The 24,471-nt window shown below is 66.4% G+C and carries 29 protein-coding genes and 2 pseudogenes; 11 read left to right on the top strand and 20 right to left on the bottom strand.

Annotated elements, in window-relative coordinates; translation table 11 throughout:
- The first annotated feature begins 1 nt into the window (after position 1).
- Entirely contained in the window at positions 2-736 is a 735-nt protein-coding gene (locus OHA42_RS11765) for a VIT family protein (protein WP_406236779.1), read from the top strand.
- Positions 737-755: 19 nt separating this feature from the next.
- Here the strand turns inward: OHA42_RS11765 and OHA42_RS11760 are convergent, their stop codons facing one another.
- Both OHA42_RS11760 and OHA42_RS11755 read right to left on the bottom strand, forming a co-directional pair.
- A complete protein-coding gene (locus tag OHA42_RS11760) occupies positions 756-911 on the bottom strand; it encodes a DUF6131 family protein (protein ID WP_328412783.1) in 156 nt (51 codons plus the stop codon).
- Positions 912-913: 2 nt separating this feature from the next.
- On the bottom strand, positions 914-1,357 hold the full coding sequence (locus OHA42_RS11755; RefSeq protein ID WP_406236778.1) for a hypothetical protein: 444 nt from the start codon (positions 1,355-1,357) through the stop codon (positions 914-916).
- 112 nt (positions 1,358-1,469) lie between these two features.
- On the opposite strand from OHA42_RS11755, the gene OHA42_RS11750 reads away from it, so the two are divergent.
- Both OHA42_RS11750 and OHA42_RS11745 read left to right on the top strand, forming a co-directional pair.
- Complete coding sequence (locus tag OHA42_RS11750; RefSeq protein ID WP_406236777.1) at positions 1,470-1,661, top strand: hypothetical protein; 192 nt, start codon at positions 1,470-1,472, stop codon at positions 1,659-1,661.
- A 100-nt stretch (positions 1,662-1,761) separates the two neighbouring features.
- A complete protein-coding gene (locus OHA42_RS11745) occupies positions 1,762-2,934 on the top strand; it encodes a cytochrome P450 (protein ID WP_406236776.1) in 1,173 nt (390 codons plus the stop codon).
- 7 nt (positions 2,935-2,941) lie between these two features.
- Here the strand turns inward: OHA42_RS11745 and OHA42_RS11740 are convergent, their stop codons facing one another.
- Entirely contained in the window at positions 2,942-3,208 is a 267-nt protein-coding gene (locus OHA42_RS11740; RefSeq protein ID WP_406236775.1) for a DUF418 domain-containing protein, read from the bottom strand.
- A gap of 185 nt (positions 3,209-3,393) precedes the next feature.
- Between OHA42_RS11740 and OHA42_RS11735 the strand changes: the two genes are divergently transcribed.
- Both OHA42_RS11735 and OHA42_RS11730 read left to right on the top strand, forming a co-directional pair.
- Complete coding sequence (locus OHA42_RS11735; RefSeq protein ID WP_406236774.1) at positions 3,394-3,888, top strand: MarR family winged helix-turn-helix transcriptional regulator; 495 nt, start codon at positions 3,394-3,396, stop codon at positions 3,886-3,888.
- A complete protein-coding gene (locus OHA42_RS11730; RefSeq protein WP_406236773.1) occupies positions 3,885-4,259 on the top strand; it encodes a DUF5313 family protein in 375 nt (124 codons plus the stop codon). Before OHA42_RS11735 ends, OHA42_RS11730 begins: the two co-directional genes overlap by 4 nt.
- Positions 4,260-4,299: 40 nt before the next feature.
- Here the strand turns inward: OHA42_RS11730 and OHA42_RS11725 are convergent.
- The 3 genes and pseudogenes from OHA42_RS11725 to OHA42_RS11715 all read right to left on the bottom strand — a co-directional run.
- Positions 4,300-4,463 (bottom strand): annotated as a pseudogene (locus tag OHA42_RS11725) (acyltransferase); the annotation flags it as partial.
- Between the two features lie 34 nt (positions 4,464-4,497).
- Positions 4,498-5,166: a response regulator gene (locus tag OHA42_RS11720; protein WP_406236772.1), complete on the bottom strand. Its 669-nt coding sequence runs from the start codon at positions 5,164-5,166 to the stop codon at positions 4,498-4,500.
- A gap of 298 nt (positions 5,167-5,464) precedes the next feature.
- Positions 5,465-6,631, bottom strand: a complete 1,167-nt coding sequence (locus OHA42_RS11715; RefSeq protein ID WP_406236771.1) for a sensor histidine kinase — start codon at positions 6,629-6,631, stop codon at positions 5,465-5,467.
- A 330-nt stretch (positions 6,632-6,961) separates the two neighbouring features.
- On the opposite strand from OHA42_RS11715, the gene OHA42_RS11710 reads away from it, so the two are divergent.
- Complete coding sequence (locus tag OHA42_RS11710; protein WP_406236770.1) at positions 6,962-7,930, top strand: SDR family NAD(P)-dependent oxidoreductase; 969 nt, start codon at positions 6,962-6,964, stop codon at positions 7,928-7,930.
- Between the two features lie 69 nt (positions 7,931-7,999).
- On the opposite strand, the pseudogene OHA42_RS11705 reads toward OHA42_RS11710, so the two are convergent.
- The 7 genes and pseudogenes from OHA42_RS11705 to OHA42_RS11675 form a co-directional block, all read right to left on the bottom strand.
- A pseudogene (locus tag OHA42_RS11705) lies at positions 8,000-8,332 on the bottom strand (cytochrome P450); the annotation flags it as partial.
- A 198-nt stretch (positions 8,333-8,530) separates the two neighbouring features.
- Positions 8,531-9,412, bottom strand: a complete 882-nt coding sequence (locus OHA42_RS11700; RefSeq protein WP_406236769.1) for an aminoglycoside phosphotransferase family protein — start codon at positions 9,410-9,412, stop codon at positions 8,531-8,533.
- Positions 9,413-9,434: 22 nt separating this feature from the next.
- Entirely contained in the window at positions 9,435-10,334 is a 900-nt protein-coding gene (locus tag OHA42_RS11695; RefSeq protein WP_406236768.1) for a hypothetical protein, read from the bottom strand.
- 145 nt (positions 10,335-10,479) lie between these two features.
- On the bottom strand, positions 10,480-10,692 hold the full coding sequence (locus OHA42_RS11690) for a hypothetical protein (RefSeq protein WP_406236767.1): 213 nt from the start codon (positions 10,690-10,692) through the stop codon (positions 10,480-10,482).
- A 54-nt stretch (positions 10,693-10,746) separates the two neighbouring features.
- A complete protein-coding gene (locus OHA42_RS11685) occupies positions 10,747-11,838 on the bottom strand; it encodes a calcium:proton antiporter (protein WP_406236766.1) in 1,092 nt (363 codons plus the stop codon).
- 159 nt (positions 11,839-11,997) lie between these two features.
- Positions 11,998-12,393 carry a nitroreductase/quinone reductase family protein gene (locus OHA42_RS11680; RefSeq protein WP_406236765.1) on the bottom strand — a complete coding sequence of 132 codons (396 nt, stop codon included), beginning with the start codon at positions 12,391-12,393 and terminating at the stop codon, positions 11,998-12,000.
- 77 nt (positions 12,394-12,470) lie between these two features.
- Positions 12,471-13,274: a transglutaminase family protein gene (locus tag OHA42_RS11675; RefSeq protein WP_406236764.1), complete on the bottom strand. Its 804-nt coding sequence runs from the start codon at positions 13,272-13,274 to the stop codon at positions 12,471-12,473.
- A gap of 126 nt (positions 13,275-13,400) precedes the next feature.
- Between OHA42_RS11675 and OHA42_RS11670 the strand changes: the two genes are divergently transcribed.
- Complete coding sequence (locus tag OHA42_RS11670) at positions 13,401-14,063, top strand: phosphate signaling complex PhoU family protein (RefSeq protein WP_406236763.1); 663 nt, start codon at positions 13,401-13,403, stop codon at positions 14,061-14,063.
- Between the two features lie 25 nt (positions 14,064-14,088).
- Here OHA42_RS11670 and OHA42_RS11665 read toward each other — a convergent pair whose 3' ends face one another.
- Positions 14,089-14,997, bottom strand: a complete 909-nt coding sequence (locus tag OHA42_RS11665) for a LysR family transcriptional regulator (RefSeq protein ID WP_406236762.1) — start codon at positions 14,995-14,997, stop codon at positions 14,089-14,091.
- Positions 14,998-15,138: 141 nt separating this feature from the next.
- On the opposite strand from OHA42_RS11665, the gene OHA42_RS11660 reads away from it, so the two are divergent.
- Positions 15,139-16,380: a TDT family transporter gene (locus tag OHA42_RS11660; RefSeq protein WP_406236761.1), complete on the top strand. Its 1,242-nt coding sequence runs from the start codon at positions 15,139-15,141 to the stop codon at positions 16,378-16,380.
- A gap of 65 nt (positions 16,381-16,445) precedes the next feature.
- On the opposite strand, the gene OHA42_RS11655 is transcribed toward OHA42_RS11660, so the two are convergent.
- Together OHA42_RS11655 and OHA42_RS11650 are read right to left on the bottom strand one after the other, a co-directional pair.
- Positions 16,446-16,673 carry a hypothetical protein gene (locus OHA42_RS11655; protein ID WP_406239943.1) on the bottom strand — a complete coding sequence of 76 codons (228 nt, stop codon included), beginning with the start codon at positions 16,671-16,673 and terminating at the stop codon, positions 16,446-16,448.
- Between the two features lie 160 nt (positions 16,674-16,833).
- Positions 16,834-17,214 carry an alpha/beta fold hydrolase gene (locus tag OHA42_RS11650; protein WP_406236760.1) on the bottom strand — a complete coding sequence of 127 codons (381 nt, stop codon included), beginning with the start codon at positions 17,212-17,214 and terminating at the stop codon, positions 16,834-16,836.
- A 707-nt stretch (positions 17,215-17,921) separates the two neighbouring features.
- Between OHA42_RS11650 and OHA42_RS11645 the strand changes: the two genes are divergently transcribed.
- Positions 17,922-18,701, top strand: coding sequence for an HNH endonuclease family protein (locus OHA42_RS11645; protein ID WP_406236759.1), 780 nt, complete (start codon positions 17,922-17,924; stop codon positions 18,699-18,701).
- 56 nt (positions 18,702-18,757) lie between these two features.
- Positions 18,758-19,147: a hypothetical protein gene (locus tag OHA42_RS11640; protein WP_406236758.1), complete on the top strand. Its 390-nt coding sequence runs from the start codon at positions 18,758-18,760 to the stop codon at positions 19,145-19,147.
- Positions 19,148-19,258: 111 nt separating this feature from the next.
- Here OHA42_RS11640 and OHA42_RS11635 read toward each other — a convergent pair whose 3' ends face one another.
- Both OHA42_RS11635 and OHA42_RS11630 read right to left on the bottom strand, forming a co-directional pair.
- Positions 19,259-20,278 carry an NAD(P)-dependent alcohol dehydrogenase gene (locus tag OHA42_RS11635; RefSeq protein ID WP_406236757.1) on the bottom strand — a complete coding sequence of 340 codons (1,020 nt, stop codon included), beginning with the start codon at positions 20,276-20,278 and terminating at the stop codon, positions 19,259-19,261.
- Between the two features lie 56 nt (positions 20,279-20,334).
- On the bottom strand, positions 20,335-20,778 hold the full coding sequence (locus tag OHA42_RS11630) for a hypothetical protein (RefSeq protein WP_406236756.1): 444 nt from the start codon (positions 20,776-20,778) through the stop codon (positions 20,335-20,337).
- A 132-nt stretch (positions 20,779-20,910) separates the two neighbouring features.
- On the opposite strand from OHA42_RS11630, the gene OHA42_RS11625 reads away from it, so the two are divergent.
- The gene (locus OHA42_RS11625; RefSeq protein ID WP_406236755.1) at positions 20,911-21,720 is read left to right on the top strand and encodes a helix-turn-helix domain-containing protein; all 810 of its coding nucleotides are present in this window, start codon (positions 20,911-20,913) and stop codon (positions 21,718-21,720) included.
- A 294-nt stretch (positions 21,721-22,014) separates the two neighbouring features.
- On the opposite strand, the gene OHA42_RS11620 is transcribed toward OHA42_RS11625, so the two are convergent.
- On the bottom strand, positions 22,015-22,938 hold the full coding sequence (locus tag OHA42_RS11620; RefSeq protein ID WP_406236754.1) for a LysR family transcriptional regulator: 924 nt from the start codon (positions 22,936-22,938) through the stop codon (positions 22,015-22,017).
- A gap of 238 nt (positions 22,939-23,176) precedes the next feature.
- On the bottom strand, positions 23,177-24,379 hold the full coding sequence (locus OHA42_RS11615; protein ID WP_406236753.1) for an FAD-dependent oxidoreductase: 1,203 nt from the start codon (positions 24,377-24,379) through the stop codon (positions 23,177-23,179).
- Positions 24,380-24,471 lie beyond the last annotated feature (92 nt).

Here is a 24,471-nt window from a genome sequence, read left to right as displayed (position 1 = left end):
CATGGACGAGACGACCGGGCCGGGCAGAGGTGCGCCGCATCCACACGAGCCGCACGCCGAGGGCCTGGCGTCGAGGCTGAACTGGCTGCGCGCGGGCGTGCTCGGCGCGAACGACGGCATCGTGTCGACCGCGGGTCTTGTCGTCGGCGTCGCCGCGGCGACGACAAGTCCGTCGGCCATCTTCACCGCGGGCATCGCCGGACTCAGCGCGGGCGCGATCTCCATGGCGGTCGGCGAGTACGTCTCGGTCAGCACCCAGCGCGACTCCGAGCGCGCGCTGTTGGCCAAAGAGCGCGTGGAACTGCGGGATGAACCGGATTTCGAACTTGCTGAACTCACCGACATCTATCAGGCCAAGGGTTTATCGGCGGCCACCGCGCGTCAGGTCGCCGAGGAGCTGACCGCACACGACGCGTTCACCGCGCACGCCGAGGCCGAGCTCGGGCTGAACCCACACGAGCTGACCAATCCGTGGCAGGCGGCCATCTCCTCGGCGGTCTCGTTCATCCTCGGTGCGGTGCTGCCGCTGCTGGCAATTATGTTGCCGCCCACCACGGCTCGTATTCCGGTGACCTTCGGGTCGATGCTGGTGGCGTTGGCGATCACCGGTTCGGTCAGCGCCCGCCTCGGCGGCAGCCATCGCGGCCGGGCCGTTGTACGCGTTGTCATCGGCGGCGCGCTGGCCATGGCAGTCACCTATGCCATTGGCCAGCTCGCCGATGTGTCCGGGATCTGAATCGCCGCCGGTCGACGTTCTAGTAATAGTGACGCCGGCCGCCGACAGGGCGACCCACCGATCCGGCGATCCAGAGCACCGCTCCGATAATCAACAGAATGATTCCCGCGGTGGTGAGCAATGGAATACCGAGCAGGTATCCGACGACGAGCAGAATAAGCCCTAAAACAATCATGGTCATTTCCTTACTGTTTCGACCGGGGTTTTCCCGGACGGTTGGCGCATGAACCGGTTCCAGCTCCAAGCCGGGCTACCGCTCGGCGGCGGGCTTGCCGGTCGCGAGGCAGGCGGTGCTGCGGGCGGCGGTGGGGTGGCGTCAGGTGGCGTGTTGCGGCGTACCGCAGCCACCTCCTTGCGGGTCTTTCGCAGCTCGCGTCGCGTCGCCATGCCACGGCGAGAACTGCGCCAGACACCGGCCAGCAGCAGGCTCAGCCCGAGCATCCCGATGGCCCCGACGGCAGCTCCGTAGCCGAACAGCTGGCCTGCGTCGGCGGTGAAGTGATAGTCGAACATGGCGAAATCATTCGTGGACGTGCTTACTTCGCCCATATTGGCCGCTACCCCGGCAACGCCGATGATTACCGCGGCTATCAATACGACGAGTCCGATAATTATGATCATGACAATCCCGATGCACTGGTTGGTGTTACAACTCCGCTATTCCCGGTAATTCAGGAGTCAAACAACGGACGTCGAAACGTTTGAGCACTCGGAGTCGGGATAAGCCCGTCATATGACTTACACGTTCGATTTGCCCAACTACTCCGACCAACACGCCAAGGTTGCCGAACAGGCACTGCTCGGCCTCGGCGGGGTGGATTCCGTCGACGTCGACCGGGTGGCGGAAACGATCACCGTGAACTCGACACTCAGCTACGGCGAAGTCCTGGACGCGATCCGCTCGGCCGGCGTGGCCGCGAAGTAACGACCAGCGTCGCCCGAGATCGAGGCGACGCGGTCGCGTGTACTTTGGTGCGCGTCGGGCGCCGACGGGAAATGTTGGCGGACAACGGGGATGGTGACTGGTGCAAGAAGTTTTCGATGCCGAGTTCGCGGCGGACCCGTGGCCGGTGCTCGACCAGCTGCGACGCGACGGCGGTGTGCACCGGGTACGGACACCGGACGGTCCGCCCGCATGGCTGGTGACGCGATACGACGATGTGCGGGCCGGCCTGCTGGATGACCGGCTGACCAGCGACGTTCGCACCGCGGGCCGCACGGACTACCGGGGCTTCGCGGTCCCGCCACCACTGGACGCACTGCTCGTCACGGCACCCGGCGATCATGCGCGCCTGCGCAAGCTGGTGACCGGCGAACTCTCGCCGCGACGGCTGACCGAGTGGGACCGACTCGCCCCATTGCTCGTCGAATCGCTGCTGCGGAAAGTGGATTCCGATGCGGAAGTCGATCTGGTCGAACGGCTTGCGGTGCCGCTGCCCGCCGCGGTGCTCGGCGAACTTCTCGGTCTCGGGTCCGACGAGCGAGAAGCGCTTGCGGTGTGGGCGAATTCGACATTGCTCGCCTCCGCCGCTCCCCCACGCGCCAGGGACACGCTTGCGACGATGCAGTCCATCATCACCGCGGCGACCGAGCAGGCGCGGGCGGAGCGGGCCGACACCCTGCTCGGCAGATTGGTCGCCGCCCATGACGACACCGGGTCGCCGTCCACGGAAGAGCTTGCCGGACTGCTGTTCTACCTGTTGTTCGTCTGGTACGAGGTGCTCACCGATCTACTTGCCGGTTCGATCCTCGCGCTGCTGAACCACCCCGACCAGTTGCCCGCACTGCACTCCGCATCCAACATGCTGCCCGCCGTCGAGGAGTTGCTGCGGTACGTGTCACCACAGGTGCTGGCGGGACCTCGCTTCGCGACCGCCGACATCGGGTTCGGCGACTACACGATTCGGTCCGGTCAGACGGTGCTGCTGTGCCTGGCCGCGGCCAACCACGATCCCCGCGTCTTCACGCGGCCGGGCGAATTGGATCTCGGCCGCAAGCGCAACCCACACCTCGGCCTCGGCTACGGCATCCATTCCTGTCTCGGCACCGCGTTGGTGCGCACCATCACCGGCGCCACCCTCGACGCGGTGTTCACCCGATGGCCCGGCACAACACTCACGGTGTCACCACGAGAAATAGTGTGGCGCTCCGGGTTCAGGCATCGCGGTCCGCTGACGCTGCCGGTGAAACTCGGCTGATGGCACGTCACCACCGCTGCGGCACACCGACCATGCCGGCGCGTTGCCGTCGTTCGTCGCGGGTGCACCGGTTGGGCACGAGCTGCCACGAGGTGAGGCAACGCCAGATCCCTTCGATCGGGCCGTAGCGGAACCAGCGCAGCCAGTAGTAGCTGAACAGCGCCTGCACCACGATGATCGCTGCCGCCGAACCGAGCACATGCCAGGCCGGATCGATGATTCCCGGTGCGACATATCGGTGATCTGCCAGATGTCGACGACCAGAATCCCGCACAGCGCAAGCCCGCGCACGGCGTCGAGCTCATGGATGCGTGGACGCGGCACGACAGCGTCGTCACTCATGCGCACACGCTATCGAAATCCGGCGTTTGTCGGCGTTGCGGCGCTGAGGTGTCGCGCACATTTACTTCATGCACTAACTATTAATGCGCTAACATGTCGGGGAAACCAGGAGGACCAATGGAGACCCGGATCGACGACCCACTGCAGTTGGATCGCCAAGTGTGTTTCGCGCTGGCCGTCGCCAACCGCGCGGTGCTCGGCGTTTACCGCCCGCTACTCGAACCGCTCGGGCTGACCCACCCGCAGTATCTGGTGATGCTTGCACTGTGGGGCGAGGCGCCGATGTCGGTGAAGGCGATTGCCGAAGCGATCCAGCTGGATTCCCCGACACTGTCTCCGCTGCTCAAGCGACTGGAAGCGGCCGGCTTGATCACCAGGACCCGCGATCTGCGCGACGAACGAAACCTGCTGGTCGACCTGACCCCAGCCGGTATCGCATTGCGCAAGCAGGCCGAGCAGATCCCGCCGGCCGTGGTGGCGCGCCTCGGCGTACCGATGTCGGATCTGGAAGAACTGCGCGACGTCCTCAACAGGGTCAACGAGGCCGCCCGGCGAGCTTTGCTGGGTGCTGACGAAAAGCCTTCCGACACCACGACAGGAGTCCGCCGATGAGCCAGGCACGCCCCAACCCGATCCAATGGATCGGCTACGCCTTCGGCCGCCGCCTCCCGGATTCCCTGCGCGGCTGGGTCCGCAACGACCTCACCGGAAAATACGCTGCCCCACGCCATCTGCTGCGCGGCATGGTCCCCTTCACCCCATTGTTCGCGGTGTTCCTGCTGTTTCCAGGCGAACTCTGGCTCCGCGGCTCGATGGTCCTGCTCGCAATGCTGCTCGCGCTCTTCTACACCACAGCCTTCATGCCGATGAACCGCGCCCACCGGCTGGCCAAGCATGGCCTGCCCGCTGATCTGGAAAATCCGGAACGCGCACGGCGGCGCGCCGTCGAACGCGCGAGATACGCTGCGCAGCACCCACACTGAACGCTATCGGCAGCGCTGGAACCGACCCGTCCCCGACGGGATCGAACGCCCCGGCTAGACACCGGCCCGAGACCAGCGTCAACTCACCGATCTCGTTGTCGAGGTCGTCTTGACGACGTTGCCGTTGTCAAAGACCACCTTGTCGCCGATGCGCGGCGAACCCTCGTGGCAGCGAATGGCATTGCTGTCGCCGATGTGCACCCAGCACACGTACCGAGCAAAATCGACACCGCTGGCACTACTCCGGACCCCGCTGTTGGACCCGGGTGCCGAGCACGGCGAGTCGAACTCGGTTGGTGGCGCCGGTTTTTGCCATGAGGTTGGCGATGTGGGTCTTGACCGTGGTGACGCCCACGTGCTGTCGGTCGGCGATCTCGGCGTTGGAGAGGCCGGTGACGACAAGGCTGAGGACCTCGGCCTCGCGTGGGGTGAGACCCTGGGGCGCGGTGGAATTCGCGCGGTTCTCCACACCCTTCGCCACACGTGCCGCCACTGCCGAGCCGACCAATCTTTGCAATATGGCTTGGGTGAATGGAGATTCGCCGGCAGCCGCGCGATGGATGCCGTCGAGCAGGTCGGTCGGAGACGCATCCTTGACGAGGAACCCGCAGGCGCCCGCCGCAAGCGCCGGATAGAGGTGATCGTCGTCGTCGAAGGTGGTCAGCACGACGATCCGGATCGCGGGGCGAGTCGCGAGAATCCTTTCGGTGGCCCGGATTCCATCCATGCCCGGCATCCGCAGATCCATCAGCACGACATCCGGCGCGAACTGCTCGGCCAGCCGAATCGCGTCCCCACCACCGGCTGCCTCCCCGACCACCTCGAGCGCACCATCGGTTTGGCACAGCATCCGCAATCCGGCCCGCACCAACTGCTGGTCGTCGACAATGAGCACCCGAATGGTCATGACCCGCACCCTGTCACAGCACGTCGCCCCGCGGCCGCTGCCAAGCCATCACCTGCGCTGCGGCGAACACCCGAGCGGAAAACCAGCCACCACACCATTGCCCGATCGAACAGCGAAGTCACCTTCCGGAACCGCACACTCACCACGCCACCATCGGCAATCGCAGCCGATCGCCACCACCGCACCGACGAACGTGGCCACCACATCACCCTCCAGAGGTGCACGCTCACATCGCCACCCGCGCCAAGCCGGGACAGATGCACAACCAGACACCAAATCGCCCTCCAAAACCACACACTCACGTCGACACCCGTGCAGCGGTGGGCAATCGTGCGACCAGCTGCCACCCCATATCACCTGGCCCCGCGGTGAACTCACCGCCGAGTAGTTCGACTCGCTCGCGCAGCCCAACCAGGCCGAGGCCGTGCCCGGTTCCTTTCGGTTCGGTGCGCATCCCCCTGTCGCATAACACGAAATCGACGGTGCCGTCATCGATGACATCGATGGTCAGCCGTGCTTTCGTGCCCGGGGCCGTGTGTCTCACAATGTTCGCGATGCCTTCCTGAGTGAGGCGCAATAGCGTCAGCGCGCGCAGCGCGTCGACGGTGGTGACGGCGTCGTCTACGTGCACCTCGATGGTGTGGCCCAGTTGCGCGGCGCGGTCTGCGACGCCGGTCAGAGCGGCGGGCAAATCCGTTGGTGCGATGAAGGATTCGCCTGCCATGGCCGGATCGCGCAGGATCGATACGAGCAGTCTCAGGTCGGCGAGGGTTTCGGTGCCGCTGGCGTGGATGTCGTCGAGCACCTCGCGCACGGCGGGCGGCGCATCGGGGACCGCATGCCTGGCCACGCCAACGCGCAGCACGGTAGACGAAACATGGTGGGCGATAAGGTCGTGCAGCTCTCTGGCGATGGCGGTGCGCTCCAACGCCCGCGCCGCCGCGATATCGGACTCGCGGCGCAGCGTCAGCTCCCCCGCCTCCCACCTGGCCCGTTCCGCACCCTCACGCGCCGTCCGCAGCAAACTGCCGATCAGCAGCGGCGCACCAGCCATGACGAGTGCGCGATAACCGGTCGCGGCGACACCCCCCGCCGGATGCAACAGATACGCGCCACCCAATGCCGCTGACGCCAGCAGGGGTTGCCACCCGCCCCGCCGCGCCGCCAGCTCGATCAGGGCGATGGCGGCAGCGACCTTGGCAACCACCGGCCCCACCTGGCCGATCTCGAACCCGACAGCGAGCAGCCCGGTCGTGACGAGCGAAGTGACCAGCGGCCAGCCCACACCCCCCGCCGTGGCCAGCACCGCCAGCAGGCCGATCACCCAGTCCACCGGCCCCGGTGCATCCGAAAGCAGCAGCAGGCACCCCACCGCTGCCCCACCGAGCGCGATCAACCGCACCGGCAGCGACCGCGCATCGAGGGCCCACTCGACCCCGCGAGTCACACCTGCCGAATCCACCACGCAAACAATGATGCCCTGCATCCGCGCCACCCGGTTCCTCCCGCTGGAGGAGTATCTCTCCTCCTACCGGCCGCACGGCCGAGATCTCGGCAGAACACCCTCGCCAACCTCGCAGCCCCACTCAGGCGCCGACCCGGTGACTCCCGCCGAAGACGGCATCTCCACTCGAGGCAGCACATCGGCATCCTCGACAGAACTTGGCACCCATACGGCCGTACACAGTCAACCGATCCGACTCCTACCGCGGGAGGAGCCGCCCGCCCTACTCGAGGCCGCGACTCGGGCTCATCGAGGGAATCGGTCGGCCCGCGTGTCGGCGACGGTTGTGGCATGACACACGACGCGAATGACATCGACACAGCAACTTCCGAGGTGTCCTCGGGGAAGCCCAACCGGCGCAAGCTGTTCGGCTTGGCCGCCGCCTCCGGGCTGGTGGTCGGTGCGACGGCCGGGCTGGCGGGCGGGGTGGCGCTCGGCGCGAATTCGAATCCGCCCGCTTTTCGTCCGTCCGGGTTGCGCCGTTTCGAGAACAAGGTTGTGCTGATCACGGGCGCGACGTCCGGGATCGGCGCGGCCGCCGCTCGACTGTTCGCGGCGGAGGGTGGCCGAGTCGCGTTCTGCGGCAGGCGGATCGAGCGCGGCCGGGCGGTGGAGCAGGAGATCCGCGCGGCTGGCGGTGAGGCCACTTATTTTCGTGCCGACGTTCTCGTAGAAGACGATGTGCGGGAGTTCGTCGACGCTGTGGTGCGCACCTACGGTCGCCTCGACGTGGCGTTCAACAATGCCGGGATCACCATTCAGAAGAAGCTGCACGAATACAGCGCCGAGGAGTTCGACCGGGTGCTGCACACCAACCTGCGCGGTACCTTCCTCGCGATCAAGTACGAAGTGCCGCACCTGCTGCGCGCGGGCGGCGGCACCATCGTCGTCACCGCGTCCAGCAACGCCCTCGCCACGGACTCGAGCCGCGCCGCCTACACAGCCAGCAAGCGCGGCCTCGCCGGTCTGGTCCAATCCGCCGCCCTCGATTACGCCGCCGACGGCATCCGCGTCAACACCCTCATCCCCGGCACCACCGACACCGAACTGGTCCGCCGCGCCGCGGGCATGGAAGCCCTCCCCGACGATGCCTGGCAGGTCCTGATGAAACAGTGGGCCAAGTCCAATGTCCCTGGCCTCGGCCGCCTGGCGACCCCGCAGGAAATCGCCTCGTTCGCACTGACCCTCGCCTCCGACGAGCACCCCTACCTCACGGGCGCCCAACTGGTCATCGATGGCGGCAAGACCGCCCACGCCTGACCCCCACGCCACGCCCACGATTGGTTGCGCGTCTTGCCGCAGGAGAGCCGATCTGTGGAAGTCGTTCGGCTACGGCAGGTTTCGATCGATCACCAGGGACAATCTGTGGTGGCGCCGGACGAAGATGCTCGGGACCCATTGGGCGGCTGTATGTTCCGAGGCGATCTGGAACGAGGTGGTGCGGGTCAGGAGGGTGTGCAGCGCGAGTTCGGCTTCGAGGCGGGCGAGGGTGGCACCGACGCAGAAGTGGATGCCTTTGCCGAAGGCGAGGTGATTGCGGGTAGCGCGGTCGAGGCGGATCTCGTCGGGGTCGAGGAAGACTGCGGGGTCTCGGTTGGCGGCACCCCAGAGCAGGAGCAGGTGACTACCTGCGGGGAGGGCGACATCGCCGAGGGTGGTGTCGGCCTACAGGCAATACCGACTCGGGCAAGTTTCGACGATGGCGACCCACGCACAGCTCAGCGGCGGCGAATCAGGCGGCGGGTCGCAGACTTGTCGGGCGGTCTGGTCACGGTTGTGTTCGCGCGCAACTGATTACGCGACGGGGCGGGGGCCGGGCGGGTGATGTGCCGGGCCAGCTTTCGTTTCATTGCCGGGGGTTCAGCGCATCGCCCAGGGGGCGATGGCTTGGACAGCGGGCCAGCCGAAGTCTTCGGTGTCCTCGTCCGCCACGAACCAGAGCCAGTTCTGAACGGCGCGCAACAGGGTCCAGGCGCGGGCGCGTTCGGCGTCGAGGCCCGCGATGGCGACGATGGCGGTGAAGCGGTCGTCGAGGACGGACTCGGTACGGCGGTTCCACAGCAGCGAGAGCATGGTGAATTCGAGGTCACCGACGAGCGGCTGCGGGTCGATGACCTGCCAGGGTTCGCGGAAACCGCCGAGCACATTCTCGAAGTGCAGGTCCTCGTTCACCAGTAGGCGGTCCGCGGTCGGCCCCAGTTGACGACACACCTCGACGGCAGCGTCGAGCATCTTGCGCGGGAAGGGGGAGCCGAGTCGCTCCCATTCGCTCGGCAATTCCTCGGCCCAGCGTTCGGCCTCGGTTCTGAGGTCGCGGGAAAGGCCGGACGGCGCGGGGATGGCGAGGCGGCGCAGCAGGCCCGCGATGATCGGCACCGCCTCATCGATCGGCTCGGTTTCCAACGACCGGCTGGGGTCGAGGCGCTCGAGCAGGAGCACACCGTGTGCGGGGTCGCTGTCGAGCAACTGCACCGCGCCCTGCCCCTGCCAGGCGGCGAGGGCAAGTGGCTCGTCCCGGGTTTCCGGGGTGATATAGCTGAGCTTCAGGACGGCGGGAGTGCCGTCGCTGCCGAGCACCGGCAGTACGACGCCCGCGTATCCGTGCATCGGCTCACCGACAATGCGCACCTGCCAGCGGTCGGCGTATTCGGCGGCTTGTTCGGGCAGCCGATCGAGCCAGGCCTCGGCCTCTGGTTCCATGTCGACTAAGCGGTTGGCAAAGAAATCCGGGACGACAATCACCCATCGAGCATCTCAGCCGTGTCTATCGAATTTCGCCTGATACCGCGGGCGGCGGCGCGGGCTCCTCGCCGCCATGCGCTGGTGGAATACACACCCAACGTCCCTGCGGGGTGCGGCCCCACTGTGCGATGACATCACCGTGCGAGCAGTCGTCCCCGATCCGATGTTCTTCGCGGCCCTGCTGCAGCGGGGCGCACACCCATAGCCCGTCGGGGGCCAGGCCCCACTGGGCGACAATGCCACCCGCGGAGCAGTCGTCACCGATCCGATGTTCTGCAGAGCCCTGCTCCTTCGGGGCGCACACCCATAACCCGTCGGGGGCCAGGCCCCACTGGGCGACAATGCCACCCGCGGAGCAGTCGTCACCGATCCGATGTTCTGCAGGGGCCGGCTCCTGCGGGGTGCACACCCATATCCCATCGTGCAGATGCCACTGGGCGACGACGTTGTCGTGTGAGCAGTCGTCACCGATCCGATGTTCTGCAGGCCCCTGCTCCTGCGGGGTACACACCCATATCCCATCGCGCAGATGCCACTGGGCGACGACGTTGTCGTGTGAGCAGTCGTCACCGATCCGATGTTCTGCAGGCCCCTGCTCCTGCGGGGTACACACCCATATCCCATCGCGCAGATGCCACTGGGCGACGACGTTGTCGTGTGAGCAGTCGTCACCGATCCGACGCACCGGTTGGACGCGCGGCAGCACGGGCCTGGCGCCGGAGGTTGCAGTCGGCCGCGCCGTGGTCGAGGTGGACGTCGCCGACGGAGTGTTCTTGTCGTCATCGGCTTGCTGATCGGTGCGCAGGACCAGTGCGACCGCGACCACCAATGCGAGCACCCCGGTGAGTACGGCCGCGATGACCAACATCCGCGAGTTGTCGGTTCCGCCGCCGGGCTCCGAACTGCCGCCGGATTCCACCATCGCACCGCCTTCGTTGGGACTGCACCGTCACGAAAAGCTCGCCAGGTGGCACGTTACCGAAAGTTGCGCAGCAAAAGATCAACTTCGACACGCCGTGTCGCCGCAGGTAGAAGCCACCAAGGTCAGGATGCCGAAAATTCGCCGACTACTTGACGGTGACGCGGACCTTGATCGAGTCGTCACCGGTCTCGTGCAGGGCCTGATGGATCAGGCTGCCGAGGTCGATGCGTGGCGCGGTGGCGGTGACCATATCGGTCAGCGGCCGAAATCCCGGCATCAGCGACTTCAGCTCCGGACCGACCTTCGCCATCCAAATGATCAAGATGTTCAGCAGCAGTGCGACGTGACCCCTCGCCACTTACTCGTCGTTGACCACGCGCGGCCAAGTTATTCATGGTTCCGGTCGTGGCCGCTACGGACTGGCGGCCAGGAACACAAAAGCCGAGAACAACGCGAGGTGAACGCCACCTTGGAGCAGCGTTGCCCGACCAGGCACGACGGTGAGCACCCCCACCACAACCGTCAGACCGAGCAGCACCATCTGGGTGGCACCGAGACCGAGCACCAGCGGTCCCTCTAGCCAGATACTTGCCAGCGCGATCGCCGGGATGGTCAGGCCGATGCTCGCCATCGCCGAACCGAGCGCGAGGTTCAGGCTGATCTGCACTTGGTCGCGACGGGCGGCCCGCACCGCAGCGAGGGTCTCCGGCAGCAGCACCAGCAGCGCGATCACCACACCGACCGCCGACTGCGGCAGCCCGGCGGACGCGACCGTCGACTCGATGGACGGCGACACCACCTTGGCAAGCCCGACGACACCGATCAGCGAAACGAGCAGCAACGCAAGGCTGATCAGCGTGACACGCACCGACGGCCGCTCGTCAACGACATCGTCGTCGGTGACCACGCCGTCGCCCTCGACCGGCAGGAAGTCGTCGGGATGACGCACCGTCTGCACCATGACGAACAACCCGTACAGCGCCAGCGAGGCCACCGCGGCGAACACCAGCTGAGCGGTCGAGAACTCCGGACCCGGCTTGCTCGTGGTGAACGTCGGCAACACCAGACTGAGCGTGGCCAGCGTCGCCACCGTGGCCAGCGCCGCACCGGTGCCCTCGGCGTTGAACACCGCGACCCGCCTGCGCAGCGCGCCGACCAACAGCGACAGACCGAAGATCCCGTTGCAGGTGATCATCACGGCCGCGAACACCGTGTCGCGCGCAAGTGAGGCGGTCTTCTCGCCGCCCGAACTCATCAGCGTGACGATCAGCGCCACCTCGATCACCGTCACCGCGACCGCCAGCACCAGCGATCCGAACGGCTCGCCCACCCGATGCGCAACCACCTCCGCGTGCCGCACCGCCGCGAGAACCGCGCCCATCAACGCCGCGACCACGATGATCACACCCACCGAATGCAGACTTCGCCCCCAGGTCAGGGCCAGCGCAGCGGCGGCAAGAAGGGGTACGAACACGGTCCAGCGGATAATCGACGCACGGATCATGCCAACCATCGTGTCAGCAAATTGTCCGCACTCGGTTACCTAGCATCGTGATCATGCAGCGACCACAGCCTCGGGCACTCCTGACCGGTGTCCCGCTCGCGCCGCGACCTCGACCTCGACCCCTGCCGTCTCCGGCCCGTCAAGCCATACTTTTCGACCTCAGTCGTCCAGATCGATGCGGACGGTCAGCAGGTCGGTGCCGACCAATCGGACGGCCGAGCTGTTGACTTTCGGCAGCTCGCGCAGGCGGGCGCGGGCGTCGTCCTCGAGCAGAAGGTGCGCGGTGCCGGTGTGCCACCGGCCGTGCAGGCGCACTCGGACTCGGTTGTTCGCGTTGATATTCCGGATGTACTGGGAGCGTTGGCCGAATTCGGAAACGAGCCAGAACTCGGTGCCGATCCGCCGTCCACCGATCGGCGTGCTGCGCGGCTGACCGCTCACCCGGCCGGTGGTCTCGAGCAGCTGCTGACTCGGCAGCCTGCGCAGGATCGGATTGCCGATCCGCCGTTGAAAAGCCGTCACCACTCGATGTTGAATATCGCGTTTGCTCGGCACATGTCGACGGTAACACCGAATCCGGCCTCGGCAGAGTGCCTGATCACGGGCAGCGGCACCGACCGTCCGGTCCATACTCACCAGAGCGTGACAGGGTCGGTGCCGTTGTCGAAGGGCAGGTAGCCGTCGATGGTGGCACTCACCTGCATATTGCTCACGTAGACCGCGCCGCCGTGGTTATCGAGGAACGCGGCATCAGAGGCATCCCTGCCGGTGGCGATGCGGATCAGCGACAAGCGCGGGGCGAGATGGGTGGCATCGAGAACCCGCCATCCGCCATCGATGTATGCCTCGGCTACGGCATGGAAGTCCATGGGAAACAGCCCCGGCGCGTACACCGACACCAAGCGCGCCGGCACTTTGAGCGCCCGCAACAATGCCACCAGCAGATGGGTGAAGTCGCGGCACACGCCTGCCCCGGCCAGCAGTGTCTCCACCGCGCCATCGATGGGGTCGCTGCTGCCAGCGACATAACGAACACGACGGCCGACCCACGACGAGACGATGGCAGCAAGGTCCGCAGGCGTTGCGCCGCTGGGGAATTCGGCTGCGGCGAATCCGAGCAGTTTGTCGGACTCGACGAAACGGCTCGGCCGCAGGTATACCGCGAGGTCGTAGTCCGATATCGGTTCGGCTATCGCGGTACCGAAGACTGTTGCGCTGTAGCGCACTTGCAGCGCGCCGGTGCCGACCTCGAATTTATGAATGCGCGTGCCGTGCGTACCGAGGATTTCCTGCGCCGCGATCGTGCGGCCGTCGAGGTCGAACACCAGCGACTCGGTCAGCTCGATGCCCGGTTGTCGGGCCACGGCGATCTGGAACTCGAGGGTGGTCGGCCCGGAGACCGCGATTTCCAGCTGCGCCGAGACGTCACGCTTCATTCCACAGTCTCCCGCACCCGGCGAATCTTTCCAGTTCTAATGCCACAGCCTGCGAGTTCCGGCCAATGCGGCGGCCGAATAACCTTTCGAGTACTCGATTGGCCGCGGATAGGCGACAATTTGCCGGTGCGGACCCAGTTCACTCGCGAGCTTGTCGCGTTGACCAATGACTTGACGCTGATGTGCAGGCTCGCCCACGATGCCGCCGAGCGGGTCACCGATGCCCTCGCCGACGCCGACCTCACCGCCACCTACGAAGTGTTCGCGCTCGACGAGCAACTACAGCAGATGTACAGCGCCTGCGAGGCGCGGACCGTGGTGTTGCTCGCGCTGCAGGCGCCGGTCGCCAGAGACCTGCGCCATGTGGTCACCGCCATCCAGATCGCCAGCGAACTGTCCAGAATCGGCATGCTTATCAGCCGCGCCGCCGAGCAGGTCTACAAATCCCACCCTGAACCCGTTGCCCCGCGGCCCATCATGGACCTGTTGATGGCCATGGGCCGGCTCGCCGCGCACCGCACCGCCATCGCCGGTCAAGCGGTCGCCACCGGCCATCAACCGCCTGCCGAACCGGCATCCGACGCACCCACCATGGACGAACTGCATCAGCAACTGCACGCGGCACTCACCGGCCCGGTGTGGTCCGGGCCCACGGATGCCTCCATCGATATCGCCCTCGTCGGCAATCATCTGGAACGCTGCGTCGATCACACCGCCCGTATCGATCGACTGATCCGCTTCCTCGACACCGGGATTCCGCCGACGGCGCAGCCCGAGGATGCCCCCTGATTTCGGCGTCGACTTTGCACCAGCGCTACTGGGTGCGGCGAGCGATGGCGTAGAGATCGCGGGCGGGGCCGGTCAGGCGCTGACCGCTCGGCCAGATGGCACGCAGAGTGCGGGCGAGGTCGAGGCCGGTCACAGTAGGCGAGATCAGGGTGCCTGCGGTGATCTCCGCGGCGACGGCCAGCGAGCTGAGGACTGCGGGACCTACGCCGGAGGCGACCGCGGTTTTGATGGCGGTCGTCGAGGACAGCTCCAGAGCAACGGTCGGCTGCCAGCCCGGGATGCTTCGCGTGATCGCATGCTCGAACCAGGTTCGGGTGCCCGACCCGACTTCGCGCTGGATCAGCGGGGTTTCGGCGAGTGCTTCGAGGGCGACCGCACCGTGCCGGGCCCAGCCGTGCTGCGGGGCCACCACGACGACCAGTCGGTCCCGCGCGACGATATGACTTTCGATGCCGCGGAAGTTCTGCGGACTCTCGATGAACCCGATGGCGGCCTTGCCGTCGAGCACGGCGTGCACGACCTCGACGGAATTGCCGGATTCCAAGGCAATGGTGGTGTCGGGAGCGGCGGCGCGCAAGGTCATCAGCCAGCCAGGGAACAGGTACTCCGCGACAGTCTGGCTGGCAGCAACGCGAAGGCGGGAGTCACGTTCGGCCCGCAAAGTGTCGATGCCCGCGTCGAGCTGCCCGGCAGCGTCGACCACGACGCGCGCCCACTCGGCGATGAGTGCGCCCGCGGGTGTGGGCCGGGAGCCGAGCGTCGTGCGCTCCAGGACCGGAAGACCGACGAGCTTCTCCAGATAGCGAATCCGCGAGGACGCCGATGGCTGACTGATGCCATGCGCCTCTGCGGCCCGCCCCAGGCTGCCCAGCTCGATTACCGAGAGCAGCAGGTCGAGCGCAGACAGATCTGGGACGCGCGGCGACAGGGGCATAGATCGAGTCTATGCCATCGGGTCACGAGACACTGGCGCTCTCGGAGGGGGCCATAGTGACGACTGGACATAGAACGAGTCTATGTACCCATAGGAGCGCGGTGCCTACTCGCAACGTCCGCCAGCGGCGACGCTGGAGACATGACCGCCACAGTGACTCCTCACCCCGCCGGATCGCGGCGTCTCTTGGGCGAGCTCGACCACGACGACACACGTCGAGGCCGCCTCGCAGCCGTGCACGAAGACACGCTCGGCGCTGCCGGGCAGCACCGGCTCAGCGCCTTGCAGGAGGAACGGCTGCGCCGCCGGGCGGGGCTGCGGCATCTCGGCCCTAACTGGTTCGCGACTGTGATGGGGACCGGGATCGTCGGCAACGCTGCCGCCACGCTGCCCTTGCAGTTTCCCGGGCTGCGGGGTGCGGCGACTGTGGCGTGGGTGCTGGCCGCGCTGCTGCTCGTGGTGCTGAGTTCGGCGTGGGTGGTGCAGTGGGTGCGTTTTCCCGAATCGGCGCGTGACCAGTGGAACCACCCGGTGATGTCGCAATTCTTCGGTGCTCCCCCGATGGCGCTGCTGACTGTCGGCGCGGGCACGCTGCTGCTCGGTCGCGATGTGATCGGCCTGTCGGCGGCGTTAACCGTGGACTGGGTGCTGTGGTCGGCAGGCACCGTGCTCGGACTGCTGACCGCGTGCGTGATTCCCTACCGCATGTTCACCCATCACCACGTCGAGCCGGACGCCGCGTTCGGCGGATGGCTGATGCCCGTTGTGCCGCCGATGGTGTCGGCTGGCATGGGTGCGCTGCTGGTGCCCTATGTCCCTGCGGGCCAGCTCCGACTGACCATGATTGTGCTGTGCCTGGCCATGTTCGGCATGAGCCTGATCGCCGCGCTCGTCACCATCGCCATGATCTGGTCCAAGCTGGTGCACTACGGTATCCCCGAAAACGGCATGGTTCCCACCTTGTGGCTCGTGCTCGGCCCGCTCGGCCAATCCATCACCGCCGCAGGTCTTTTGGCCAATGCCGCCCCCGCCGCCCTGCCCGACCTCTACGCCAAGGGCCTGACCGTCTTCTCGGTCATCTTCGGCGTCGTCACCTGGGGCTTCGCCATGCTGTGGCTGGCGCTCGCTGTCGCGGTCACCGCCAAGACCGCCCGCGCGGGCACACTGAAGTTCAACCTCACCTGGTGGGGCTTCACCTTCCCCCTCGGCACCTGCATCACCGGCAGCACCATTCTCTACAGCCACACCGGCGCCAACCTGTTCGCGGCCGCCGCTGTGGCGCTGTACATCGGGCTGGTCGGCGCTTGGGCAGTAGTGGCAGCGCGGACCGCCCGCGGCCTGCGGGGCGGAACATTGCTCCGCCCCGCCCCCGTCACTGCCTGATCACGCCGCCATGGGGCCCCTTCTGGTCACGCGCACACAATCCACTCGAGCGCATCGGCAAGTGCTCAGTCCAGTAGGGGGAAGCGGCCGGATCGCAGGAGTCCGGTGATCGCGTCCATCTTTGCTTGCGGCGCGGCGTAATCCGGGTGGGCACGGATTACGCCTGCGGCGTCGGTGAGGCGCAGCATTTGCGCGGCGGCCTCGGCGAGAGTGCGGCCACCGGGGGTGACCGGATGGTTCACAAGTTGTGGTTTGCCGGGGTGGATGCGGCCGATCGCGACGGCCTTCTCCACTCGGCGTTGGCAGCGGCAGAATGCTTTCGGTTCGGCGAGACTGCAGGTGGAACGCAGGAAGGTGGCCAGGTGTTGCCTGGCGCGCTCCAGGCGCTTCTGGAAGGCCGACGGCGTGACGTCGAGAACCCAGGCTGCATCGGCGGCTTTCAGCTCGAAGACCTCACCGAGGACGTAGGCGACGCGCTCGTCGCGGCTCAGGCATTGCGTGCGCGCGTCCGGGATGCCGTGCGACCCAGTCCATCGCGAGCGTCCCGCCCCAGTCGTGCCCGACGAGGACGACCTCGTCCAGCCCGAGCGCATCGAACCAGGCATCGAGGTAGCGGGCGTGGTCGTCGAGTCGGTAGTCGATGTCCGGCTTACCTGATTCGCCCATGCCGATGGGATCGGGTGCGAGGCAGCGCGCCTGGCCCGTGATGTGCGGGAGCACGTTGCGCCACAGGTACGAGGAGGTCGGGTTGCCGTGCAGGATCACCACCGAAACCGAGCCGGTGCCGAGGTCGATGTAGTTGATGAACGAGTCGAGAACGTCGACGGTAGCCATGATGTGCGCCTTTCCTGGATCCGGCTTTCTGCCTTCACCTGGTTTGGACACACAACTTCGGGCTGCTGTGACCGCTTCACCCACAGCTCTATTGTGATGCTCATCACTCAATGACGAGCAGTGGTGGCCGGCCCCGCCGCTACCGCCATGCACACATCCGCAGATGAGCGACATTTCCGTACTCAGGTAGTAGCAGTTTCAACTTCTACTGCCACCTACCTGGCACAGTCGCCCAGAAGGTAATGTTATTGCAAAGAGATCCGCGAGCACCTACTATCTTTCTACGTAGGAAGCGGGGCGATTGAACGGAGATACGCGGTGCATCGGCAACACGCAGATCCGCGCACTCCACCGCCCGACAGCTATCCGTAAACCGTCACGACGAGTCGGTCGTGCGACAAGCGCCCGAGACCTCCCTCATCGGCCTCGAACGCTGGGCACGGACCCCGGTCTGGACAACCGGCCCGCTCCCCCGTCACATGACAGAACAAACGCTCGATCGTGATCGATCACCCCTGAGTCGGCGCCGGCACGGCGACTCGGGGGTGTTCTGCGTTTCCAGCCCCCTTGGCGCACACGAAGTTTCTCATGGACTGTGCCGAAGGTCATAACGGACAATGACTTCCATAACGAGCCGAACCCGGTAGCTTGACGCCCGTTCTCAGTTCGGTGTTTGCGTAAGGAAGTTCGATGATGTCGGTGTTCTCGTGAATGTATTCTCCTCCCGCACCGTGCGTCGCATCTTCGCCGTCTGTGCGCCCATCTGCCTCGCTGTGCTCGTAGCCATTGCCTACGCCTATATCGACAAGCCAGCCGACGGCGACGGAGGCGGACCCGGGTCGGCCAGCGCGGCAACGGTTTCCAGCAAGGATGCCACCGAGCTGCTCGGGCAGCTCGTCGATGCACCCGAGGCGGCAATGGCCGGATACAGCCGCGAAAAGTTCCCGCACTGGGATTCCAACAAGCCAGAACACGGTTTCGGCCCCGACTTCGCGCAGTACAGCCGCTGCACCAGCCGTGAGGTGATGATGCTTCGCGACGCCACCGGCTCGGTCACGCTCGATCCGAAAACCTGCGAACTGAAGGTCGGCCGTGACGGCGGCTGGCGCGACGAGTACGGATTCCTCGACTCCAAGACCGGAAAACTGAAGCCGTACAAGTGGATGACCGATCCGGCATCCGTCGATGCCGAACACATCGTCGCGCTGGCCGAGGCATGGCGCTCGGGCGCCGACAAGCGTGATGAAGACACGCGCCGCCGCATCGCCAACGACGCGGTCAACCTGGAGGCCTCCGATCCGTCGGCCAACAGGTCCAAGGGTGACCAAGACGCCGCAAACTATCTGCCTCCCGGAACTTTCCGGTGCGCCTATGTCGAGCGTTACATCAAGGTCAAGGTAAAATACGCGCTGACCGTTGATCCCGCCGAGCACGTCGCACTGCGCACCGCAGTCGAGGACTGCGTCCGTCGAGGAGAGTTCAAATAAGCGACATCATCGAGATTTCCGCCAAGGCAGCTGTCCTGACCGAAGAGGAAGGGACGGTGTCCGGCGACCTCGATGTCACCGTCGACGAGACCGGCAAGGGCCTGGTCCGCTACCGAGGTAACGACAGCTGGTACACCATCGGAAACCTCGAGGCCGAGCCCCCTCGTTCCTGGGCCACCGTCGCCGACCTCGCAGCCGCTGTCGAGGCCGGTATCGGAACACGTGACGCCGCAGGCAATATCGTGCCGTTCGAGGCGACACCGGCCGGAGCCGAGAACGGCCCGCCTGCTGAGGACCGCGGCAACCAATCCCCTGGCACCGGCCAGTCTGCTGACAGTCATATCGACCAGCCGACCGATAACCAGAGCGGCCAACCGACTGACACTCGAACCGGCTCAGCTGACAACCAAAGCAACCCACCGGCTGACAGCCACAGCGACCAGTAGGCAGACCGTCGAAGCGGCCATGAAGATGATCCCCGTCGAAGCGACCCATCGGCATTGGGTGAAACCAGCCGAAAGGTCGCCATGACAGCGGAACTCGACGACCAGCCCTGATCAGGGCATTGTGACGACGACCTTGCCGAACGGGTTGTCGTCGCGGAAGTAGCGGTAGGCCTCGACGGCCTGGTCGAGTGGGAATGTCCGATCAATGACCGGGTGCAGTCGGTGTTCGGTGATCGCGCGGTTCATCGCCTCGAAGTCGGTACGGCTGCCGACGGCGATGCGGCGGATGCCGAGATACGGGCCGACGAACGGATTCTCGAACGGCCGGCCCTCGGACATTTGGTTAGCGCCGATCATGGTGATCATCGCGTTGTACCCGGCGGACTTCACCGACTTCGACAGGGTCGGCAGCCCAACAGCTTCCAGCACATGTTCGACACCGTGGCCCTCGGTGAGCTCCAGCACCGCCTCGTCCCAGTCCGGCGTCCGGCTCCGGTCGACGACCTCGTCCGCACCGAGCTTGCGCAGCCGCTCGGCCTTGTCGTGGCCCGAGGTGATCGAGATGACGCGGGCGCCCAGCATTTTGGCGTGCTGCACGCCGTAGAGCGCAACCGTGCCGCTGCCCACGGTCAGCACCGTCTCACCCGGTCCTACCGGCTGCGGCTTGGTCAGTGCCGCCCACGCGACGACACCCGCGCAGGTCAGCGTGGCCGCCTCGACATCGGTGAGGTGCTCGGGCACGTGCACCACCGAGTCCTCCTCGATCAGTGCGTAGGTGGCCAGCATGCCGTTGAAGTTGGCGCCGTACTGTTCGGCGACCTGGGCCAGCCGCTGCGGTCCGTCGATCCACCGCACGAAATACGAGGCGGTCACCCGGTCACCGAGCGCGGTGCGAGTCACCTTGTCGCCCACGGCGATCACCTCGCCGACCCCATCCGACAACGGGATGATGCCGGGCGTGGCGGGCAGCGGGTAGACGCCCTCCAACAGCATCAGGTCGCGTCGGTTGATCGAGGCCGCGCGCACCCGGATGACCACTTGGTTCGGACCCGGCTCGGGAACCTCCTGTGCCCGAGCCGTCAGTCCTTCGAGGCCGCGCAGCGGATCGAGGTGGTAGGCAATCGCATTCATGACGTACTCCTGAAACTCTGTGTTGCTGAAACTCTGTGGTGCGAAAACGCTCGGTGTCAGGCGACGCCGATGAACTGGTGGTCGACCCGGATGCGCCCGTCCTCGTCGAGGGCGAGCACGTCGTAGCCGCCGCCCGCGACCGATCCGTCGGCCTGCGCGACCATCAGCCAGGTGATGCCGACAAGGTTCACCGACAGCTGGGTGGCCTGACCGCGGGCGGCGAAGATGTGCTCGCCCGGCGCGACAAACATTTCGTAGGCGCGGGTGACCCGGCGATCCAGGGCGTCGTGCCCGCGGACCTCCAGAGTCGGAATCGGGAAGGCGAGTGCCGCGGCCGCCTCGCGGATTTCCTGCGGCGGGTCGGCCAGTACCTGGACTCCGTCGACCGCCCACAGTTCGCGGATCAGCTTGCTGCGGTTCTCGGCGTCGGGCTCGTTCCACATGGCGACGTAGCGCTCGGTCAGTGTGGCCAGTTCGTTCTCATCGAATTGCTTGCTCATGGCACAGAGTTTTGCCGAGGCCGATCAGGTGCGCGATTCCCCGCAGGGAATGAAGGGTATTAGCCGCAGGTACACCCCGATAATTCCCTGCGAGGAATGGCGCGGACCAGCTCGGTCGGATTCACTGGAGCCATGACGACGGTGCTAGAACCGAGCCCATTCGCCACGCAGCTACGGCACTGGCGAACCCAACGCCGGGTGAGCCAGCTCGACCTCGCGATTCGCGCGGACACCAGCCAGCGGTATCTGAGCTTCCTGGAACAGGGGCGGTCCAGGCCGGGCCGGACCATGGTCGTCCGGTTGGCCGAGTCGCTGGAGCTGTCGCTGCGCGAGCGCAATGGACTGTTGCTGTCGGCCGGGTTCGCGCCGGTCTTCCCCGAATCGGATATGGACACCGAAGCGTTGGGCCCGGTACGTGATGCGCTGGTGCGCATACTCGACGGGCATATGCCTTACCCCGCGGTCGTCGTGCGGCCCTACGGAATTCTGCTGGCCGCCAACGCGGCGTTCGATGTGCTCACCGAGGGTGTCGCGCCGGAGCTGCTGACGCCTCCGATCAATGTGCTGCGTCTCGCGCTGCATCCCGATGGTCTCGCGCGGCGCGTGGTGAACCTGCCGGAGTGGGGCAGACATGTCACCGAAAGCCTGCGCGGCAAGGCCATGCGCAGCCCCGATGCCGGCCTCGACGATTTCATCGCCGAGCTGGAAGGCTATCTCCCAGAAGTGAATCCGGGCCCGGACCATCTCGGCTTCGCGGTGCCGCTGCGGCTGCGCAGCGACGACGGCGAACTCAGACTCATCACCACTATCACCTCGTTCGCTACCGCCGTCGATATCACCCTCTCGGAGTTGCATCTGGAGGCGTTCCTGCCCGCCGACGAACAGACCGCCGACATCCTGCGCCGCCACGCGGACCGCCGAGGCGGCGCCGAGACCGACTGAGGACGACCGAAGCAATACGTCGGCCGCTGGCCCGAATGCGCGACCCGCAAAGCCTCAGCCGCAACGCCGCAACGCCGCAACGCCGCAACGCCGCAACGCCGCAACGCCGCAACGCCGCAACGCCGCAACGCCGCAACGCCGCAACGAGTGTGCTCGAGGTCGTCGCGCAGGTGCGGAGGCGCGGCGACCTCGGCACACGGCCTGACATCTGCATCCCCAGCCGAACAGTCGACCCGACCGAGGGTGCCGCGTCCGGCGGCCGGCACAGGCACGAGGTCCCTGGTGTGCACGGGCTCACCACTCGCGGCGCACCGCTAGTAGCTGATCGTGGACCAGATCGATGTGCGGACGAGTCGTGGCGCCGGGCCTGCGCACGAGGAATCCGGTGTTGATCGGTGGATCCTCGGGTTCGAGCAGTGCGACCAAGGCACCGGTGGCGAGACGTGCCGTGCACAGGTAGCGCGGCAGCACGCTGATGCCGCCGCCTGCGGCGACCAAGGCCGCGACCGCGCGGAGATCGGCAACTACGACCGCAGCGTCGGCGGCCAGTCGCACGCCGAACACATGCCGCCAATACCGCCGCAGGATCGGCAGATCCGCGGCGTAGCTGACCAAGGGGACGCCGGTCAGCGCCGTCGGCCCCTCGGCACGCAGTCGGGCGACATCGATCCGCTCTGCGATAGCTGGTGCGGCAACCAGGACGAACTCCTCGTCGGCAAGCGGTTCGGCGACAACTGCCCTGCCACGCGGCCGGACGGTGGACACGACCAGGTCGTAATGCCCGGCACGCAGCCCGGCGAGCAGTTCCTCCGAAAGCCCCGCCGTGACATTCAGCCGAACGCCACCGGCGATCAGCGGGGCCAGCGCGGGAAGTGCCTGCACCGCAAGCATTTCGGCGGGCCCGGCCAGGCGAACCGGCGGCTGTGTGATCGGTTGCGCTGGTGCGGTGTCGCCCACAATGCCACCGAGCGCGTCCAGCGGGCCGGCCACCCTGGCGGCGAGTTCGACGGCGGCGTCGGTTGCTGCCACCCCGCGCGGCAGCCGGTCGAACAGCCGATAGCCGAGCCGTTTTTCCAGCGCTTGCAGCTGCGTCGTCACCGTCGGCTGGGACAAACCGATCAGCCGTGCACCCGCGGTAATGGATCCCGCACGGTGCACGGCAAGGAAGGTGCGCAACTGGTTCAAATCCAGGTTGCCATCGGAATTCCTATCGGTCACCCACCAAGTGTATTGACATAGGCCCGGTATCAGCTGGGGTTGCACGACGCGGTGACGAGCAGTTCGGGCACCCGCCCGGCCCACACACCACCCACCATGCGACGGCGGGTGCGGGCGAAAGTTGCTGCAAATCCCGAACACTGTCCGATCCTCGCCCAGATCGTTCTCACCGTAGCTACGCCGCTCGGTCGGAACCGCCTCGGCCGTGGCAGCGGCTGGGCCACGGCCGAGTTTCGGGTCAGCCGACTGCCACCGGCTCCTGATCCACGGGGGCATCCCAGTCGATGCGGTAGCGCTGCTCGGCGCCCATGGTCTTCTCCAGGTCCATGAATCTGACCATCACCCGCATCATCACCGGCATCACCTTGCGCGCCACCGGGCCCGGCGTCTTGCTGTGGTTGATCTTCGCGGCCCGCGCGGCGATGCCTTCCACCCGCGAGCGCCGCGACCGCTCGTATGCGGCGAAGGCCGATGCCGGGTCCGGCAGATCTCGCAGGCACCGTGCCAGTTGGACGGCGCTCTCGATAGCGAGTGACGCACCCTGGCCGGAGCTGTTGGACGGCGCGTGCACCGAGTCGCCGACCAGCACCATGCGACCTCGGTACCACTGCGGAACCGGCGGCATGATGTGCAGGGCTCCGGTCGTTTCGAGGGTTTCCACGGTCGTATTGCGGGCGAGCTCGCCGCCGGGGGTGTCCGCGGCGTAGGTCTCGCGCAAGATCTTCAGCCAATGCTCGGCCGGGACCGCCCGCGCCTCGCTCAGCGACATGTACTCCTTGTGCGGGAGGTTCGCGCCCCACATGATCTGGCCCGGCTCGACCGCCCCGTACAGGTAGTAGGCTTGCTTTCCGAAGGCGAAAGTCATTGTCCCCGGCTCGATGTCGATATCGCTGTCGACGATCGCACCGAAGCCGAGCATGCCGGTGTACTCCGGTCCCGGCGCCTTCGGGTCGATGAGGCCGCGAACGGTCGAGCGGATGCCGTCGGCCCCGATCAGCACATCCGCGGTGGCGCTGGTGCCGTCGGCGAAATGCGCGGTGACGCCCGACTCGTGCTCGTCGACGCCGACCAATCGTTTGTTGTATTCGAAGGGAACGCCCGCGGCGACCGCGTGATCGTGCAGCGCCTGATGCAGCTCGTTGCGATCGACCAGTTGCAGCAGGGTGTCCGGCAACGTCGGCAGGTGCAGGTGCTTGCCGCCGATCGACATCGCCACATCGGTGATCGGCGAGGCCATTGCTCGAATGCGATCACCCGCGCCGATGATGTCCAGTGCGGCAACGCCGTTCGGAGCGAGCGCGAGCCCGCTGCCGACGCCGAAGGTCGGGCCGGGGTACGCCTCGTAAACGCGGGCGTCGATGCCCGCCTTGCGCAGCGCGGTGGCCGCGACGGGTCCGGCGACGCCGCCGCCGATGACAAGTGCGGTTCGTGTTGTGGACATGGGTGTCTCCAGGTTTGTGCGATACGGGTTGGGTGGAATCCCCGAACCGACCCGCCTGCCGCTCACCCAGTTATCCTGTGGTTGCCAACCTC

This window comes from Nocardia sp. NBC_01009 (assembly GCF_045208035.1).
Taxonomy (GTDB): Bacteria; Actinomycetota; Actinomycetes; order Mycobacteriales; family Mycobacteriaceae; genus Nocardia.
This window is presented reverse-complemented; position numbering and strand designations above follow the sequence as displayed.

What these genes read in the sequence shown, in the direction of transcription:
- OHA42_RS11720 (WP_406236772.1), bottom strand. Translation starts at nt 5,166, where the DNA reads ATGACCATTCGGGTGCTCATTGTCGACGACCAGCAGTTGGTGCGGGCC.
- OHA42_RS11650 (WP_406236760.1), bottom strand. Translation starts at nt 17,214, where the DNA reads ATGGCTACCGTCGACGTTCTCGACTCGTTCATCAACTACATCGACCTC.
- OHA42_RS11730 (WP_406236773.1), top strand. Translation starts at nt 3,885, where the DNA reads ATGAGCCAGGCACGCCCCAACCCGATCCAATGGATCGGCTACGCCTTC.
- OHA42_RS11755 (WP_406236778.1), bottom strand. Translation starts at nt 1,357, where the DNA reads ATGATCATAATTATCGGACTCGTCGTATTGATAGCCGCGGTAATCATC.
- OHA42_RS11685 (WP_406236766.1), bottom strand. Translation starts at nt 11,838, where the DNA reads ATGATCCGTGCGTCGATTATCCGCTGGACCGTGTTCGTACCCCTTCTT.
- OHA42_RS11675 (WP_406236764.1), bottom strand. Translation starts at nt 13,274, where the DNA reads ATGAAGCGTGACGTCTCGGCGCAGCTGGAAATCGCGGTCTCCGGGCCG.
- OHA42_RS11665 (WP_406236762.1), bottom strand. Translation starts at nt 14,997, where the DNA reads ATGCCCCTGTCGCCGCGCGTCCCAGATCTGTCTGCGCTCGACCTGCTG.
- OHA42_RS11765 (WP_406236779.1), top strand. Translation starts at nt 2, where the DNA reads ATGGACGAGACGACCGGGCCGGGCAGAGGTGCGCCGCATCCACACGAG.
- OHA42_RS11710 (WP_406236770.1), top strand. Translation starts at nt 6,962, where the DNA reads ATGACACACGACGCGAATGACATCGACACAGCAACTTCCGAGGTGTCC.
- OHA42_RS11635 (WP_406236757.1), bottom strand. Translation starts at nt 20,278, where the DNA reads ATGAATGCGATTGCCTACCACCTCGATCCGCTGCGCGGCCTCGAAGGA.
- OHA42_RS11695 (WP_406236768.1), bottom strand. Translation starts at nt 10,334, where the DNA reads ATGGTGGAATCCGGCGGCAGTTCGGAGCCCGGCGGCGGAACCGACAAC.
- OHA42_RS11760 (WP_328412783.1), bottom strand. Translation starts at nt 911, where the DNA reads ATGATTGTTTTAGGGCTTATTCTGCTCGTCGTCGGATACCTGCTCGGT.
- OHA42_RS11630 (WP_406236756.1), bottom strand. Translation starts at nt 20,778, where the DNA reads ATGAGCAAGCAATTCGATGAGAACGAACTGGCCACACTGACCGAGCGC.
- OHA42_RS11625 (WP_406236755.1), top strand. Translation starts at nt 20,911, where the DNA reads ATGACGACGGTGCTAGAACCGAGCCCATTCGCCACGCAGCTACGGCAC.
- OHA42_RS11615 (WP_406236753.1), bottom strand. Translation starts at nt 24,379, where the DNA reads ATGTCCACAACACGAACCGCACTTGTCATCGGCGGCGGCGTCGCCGGA.
- OHA42_RS11735 (WP_406236774.1), top strand. Translation starts at nt 3,394, where the DNA reads ATGGAGACCCGGATCGACGACCCACTGCAGTTGGATCGCCAAGTGTGT.
- OHA42_RS11660 (WP_406236761.1), top strand. Translation starts at nt 15,139, where the DNA reads ATGACCGCCACAGTGACTCCTCACCCCGCCGGATCGCGGCGTCTCTTG.
- OHA42_RS11750 (WP_406236777.1), top strand. Translation starts at nt 1,470, where the DNA reads ATGACTTACACGTTCGATTTGCCCAACTACTCCGACCAACACGCCAAG.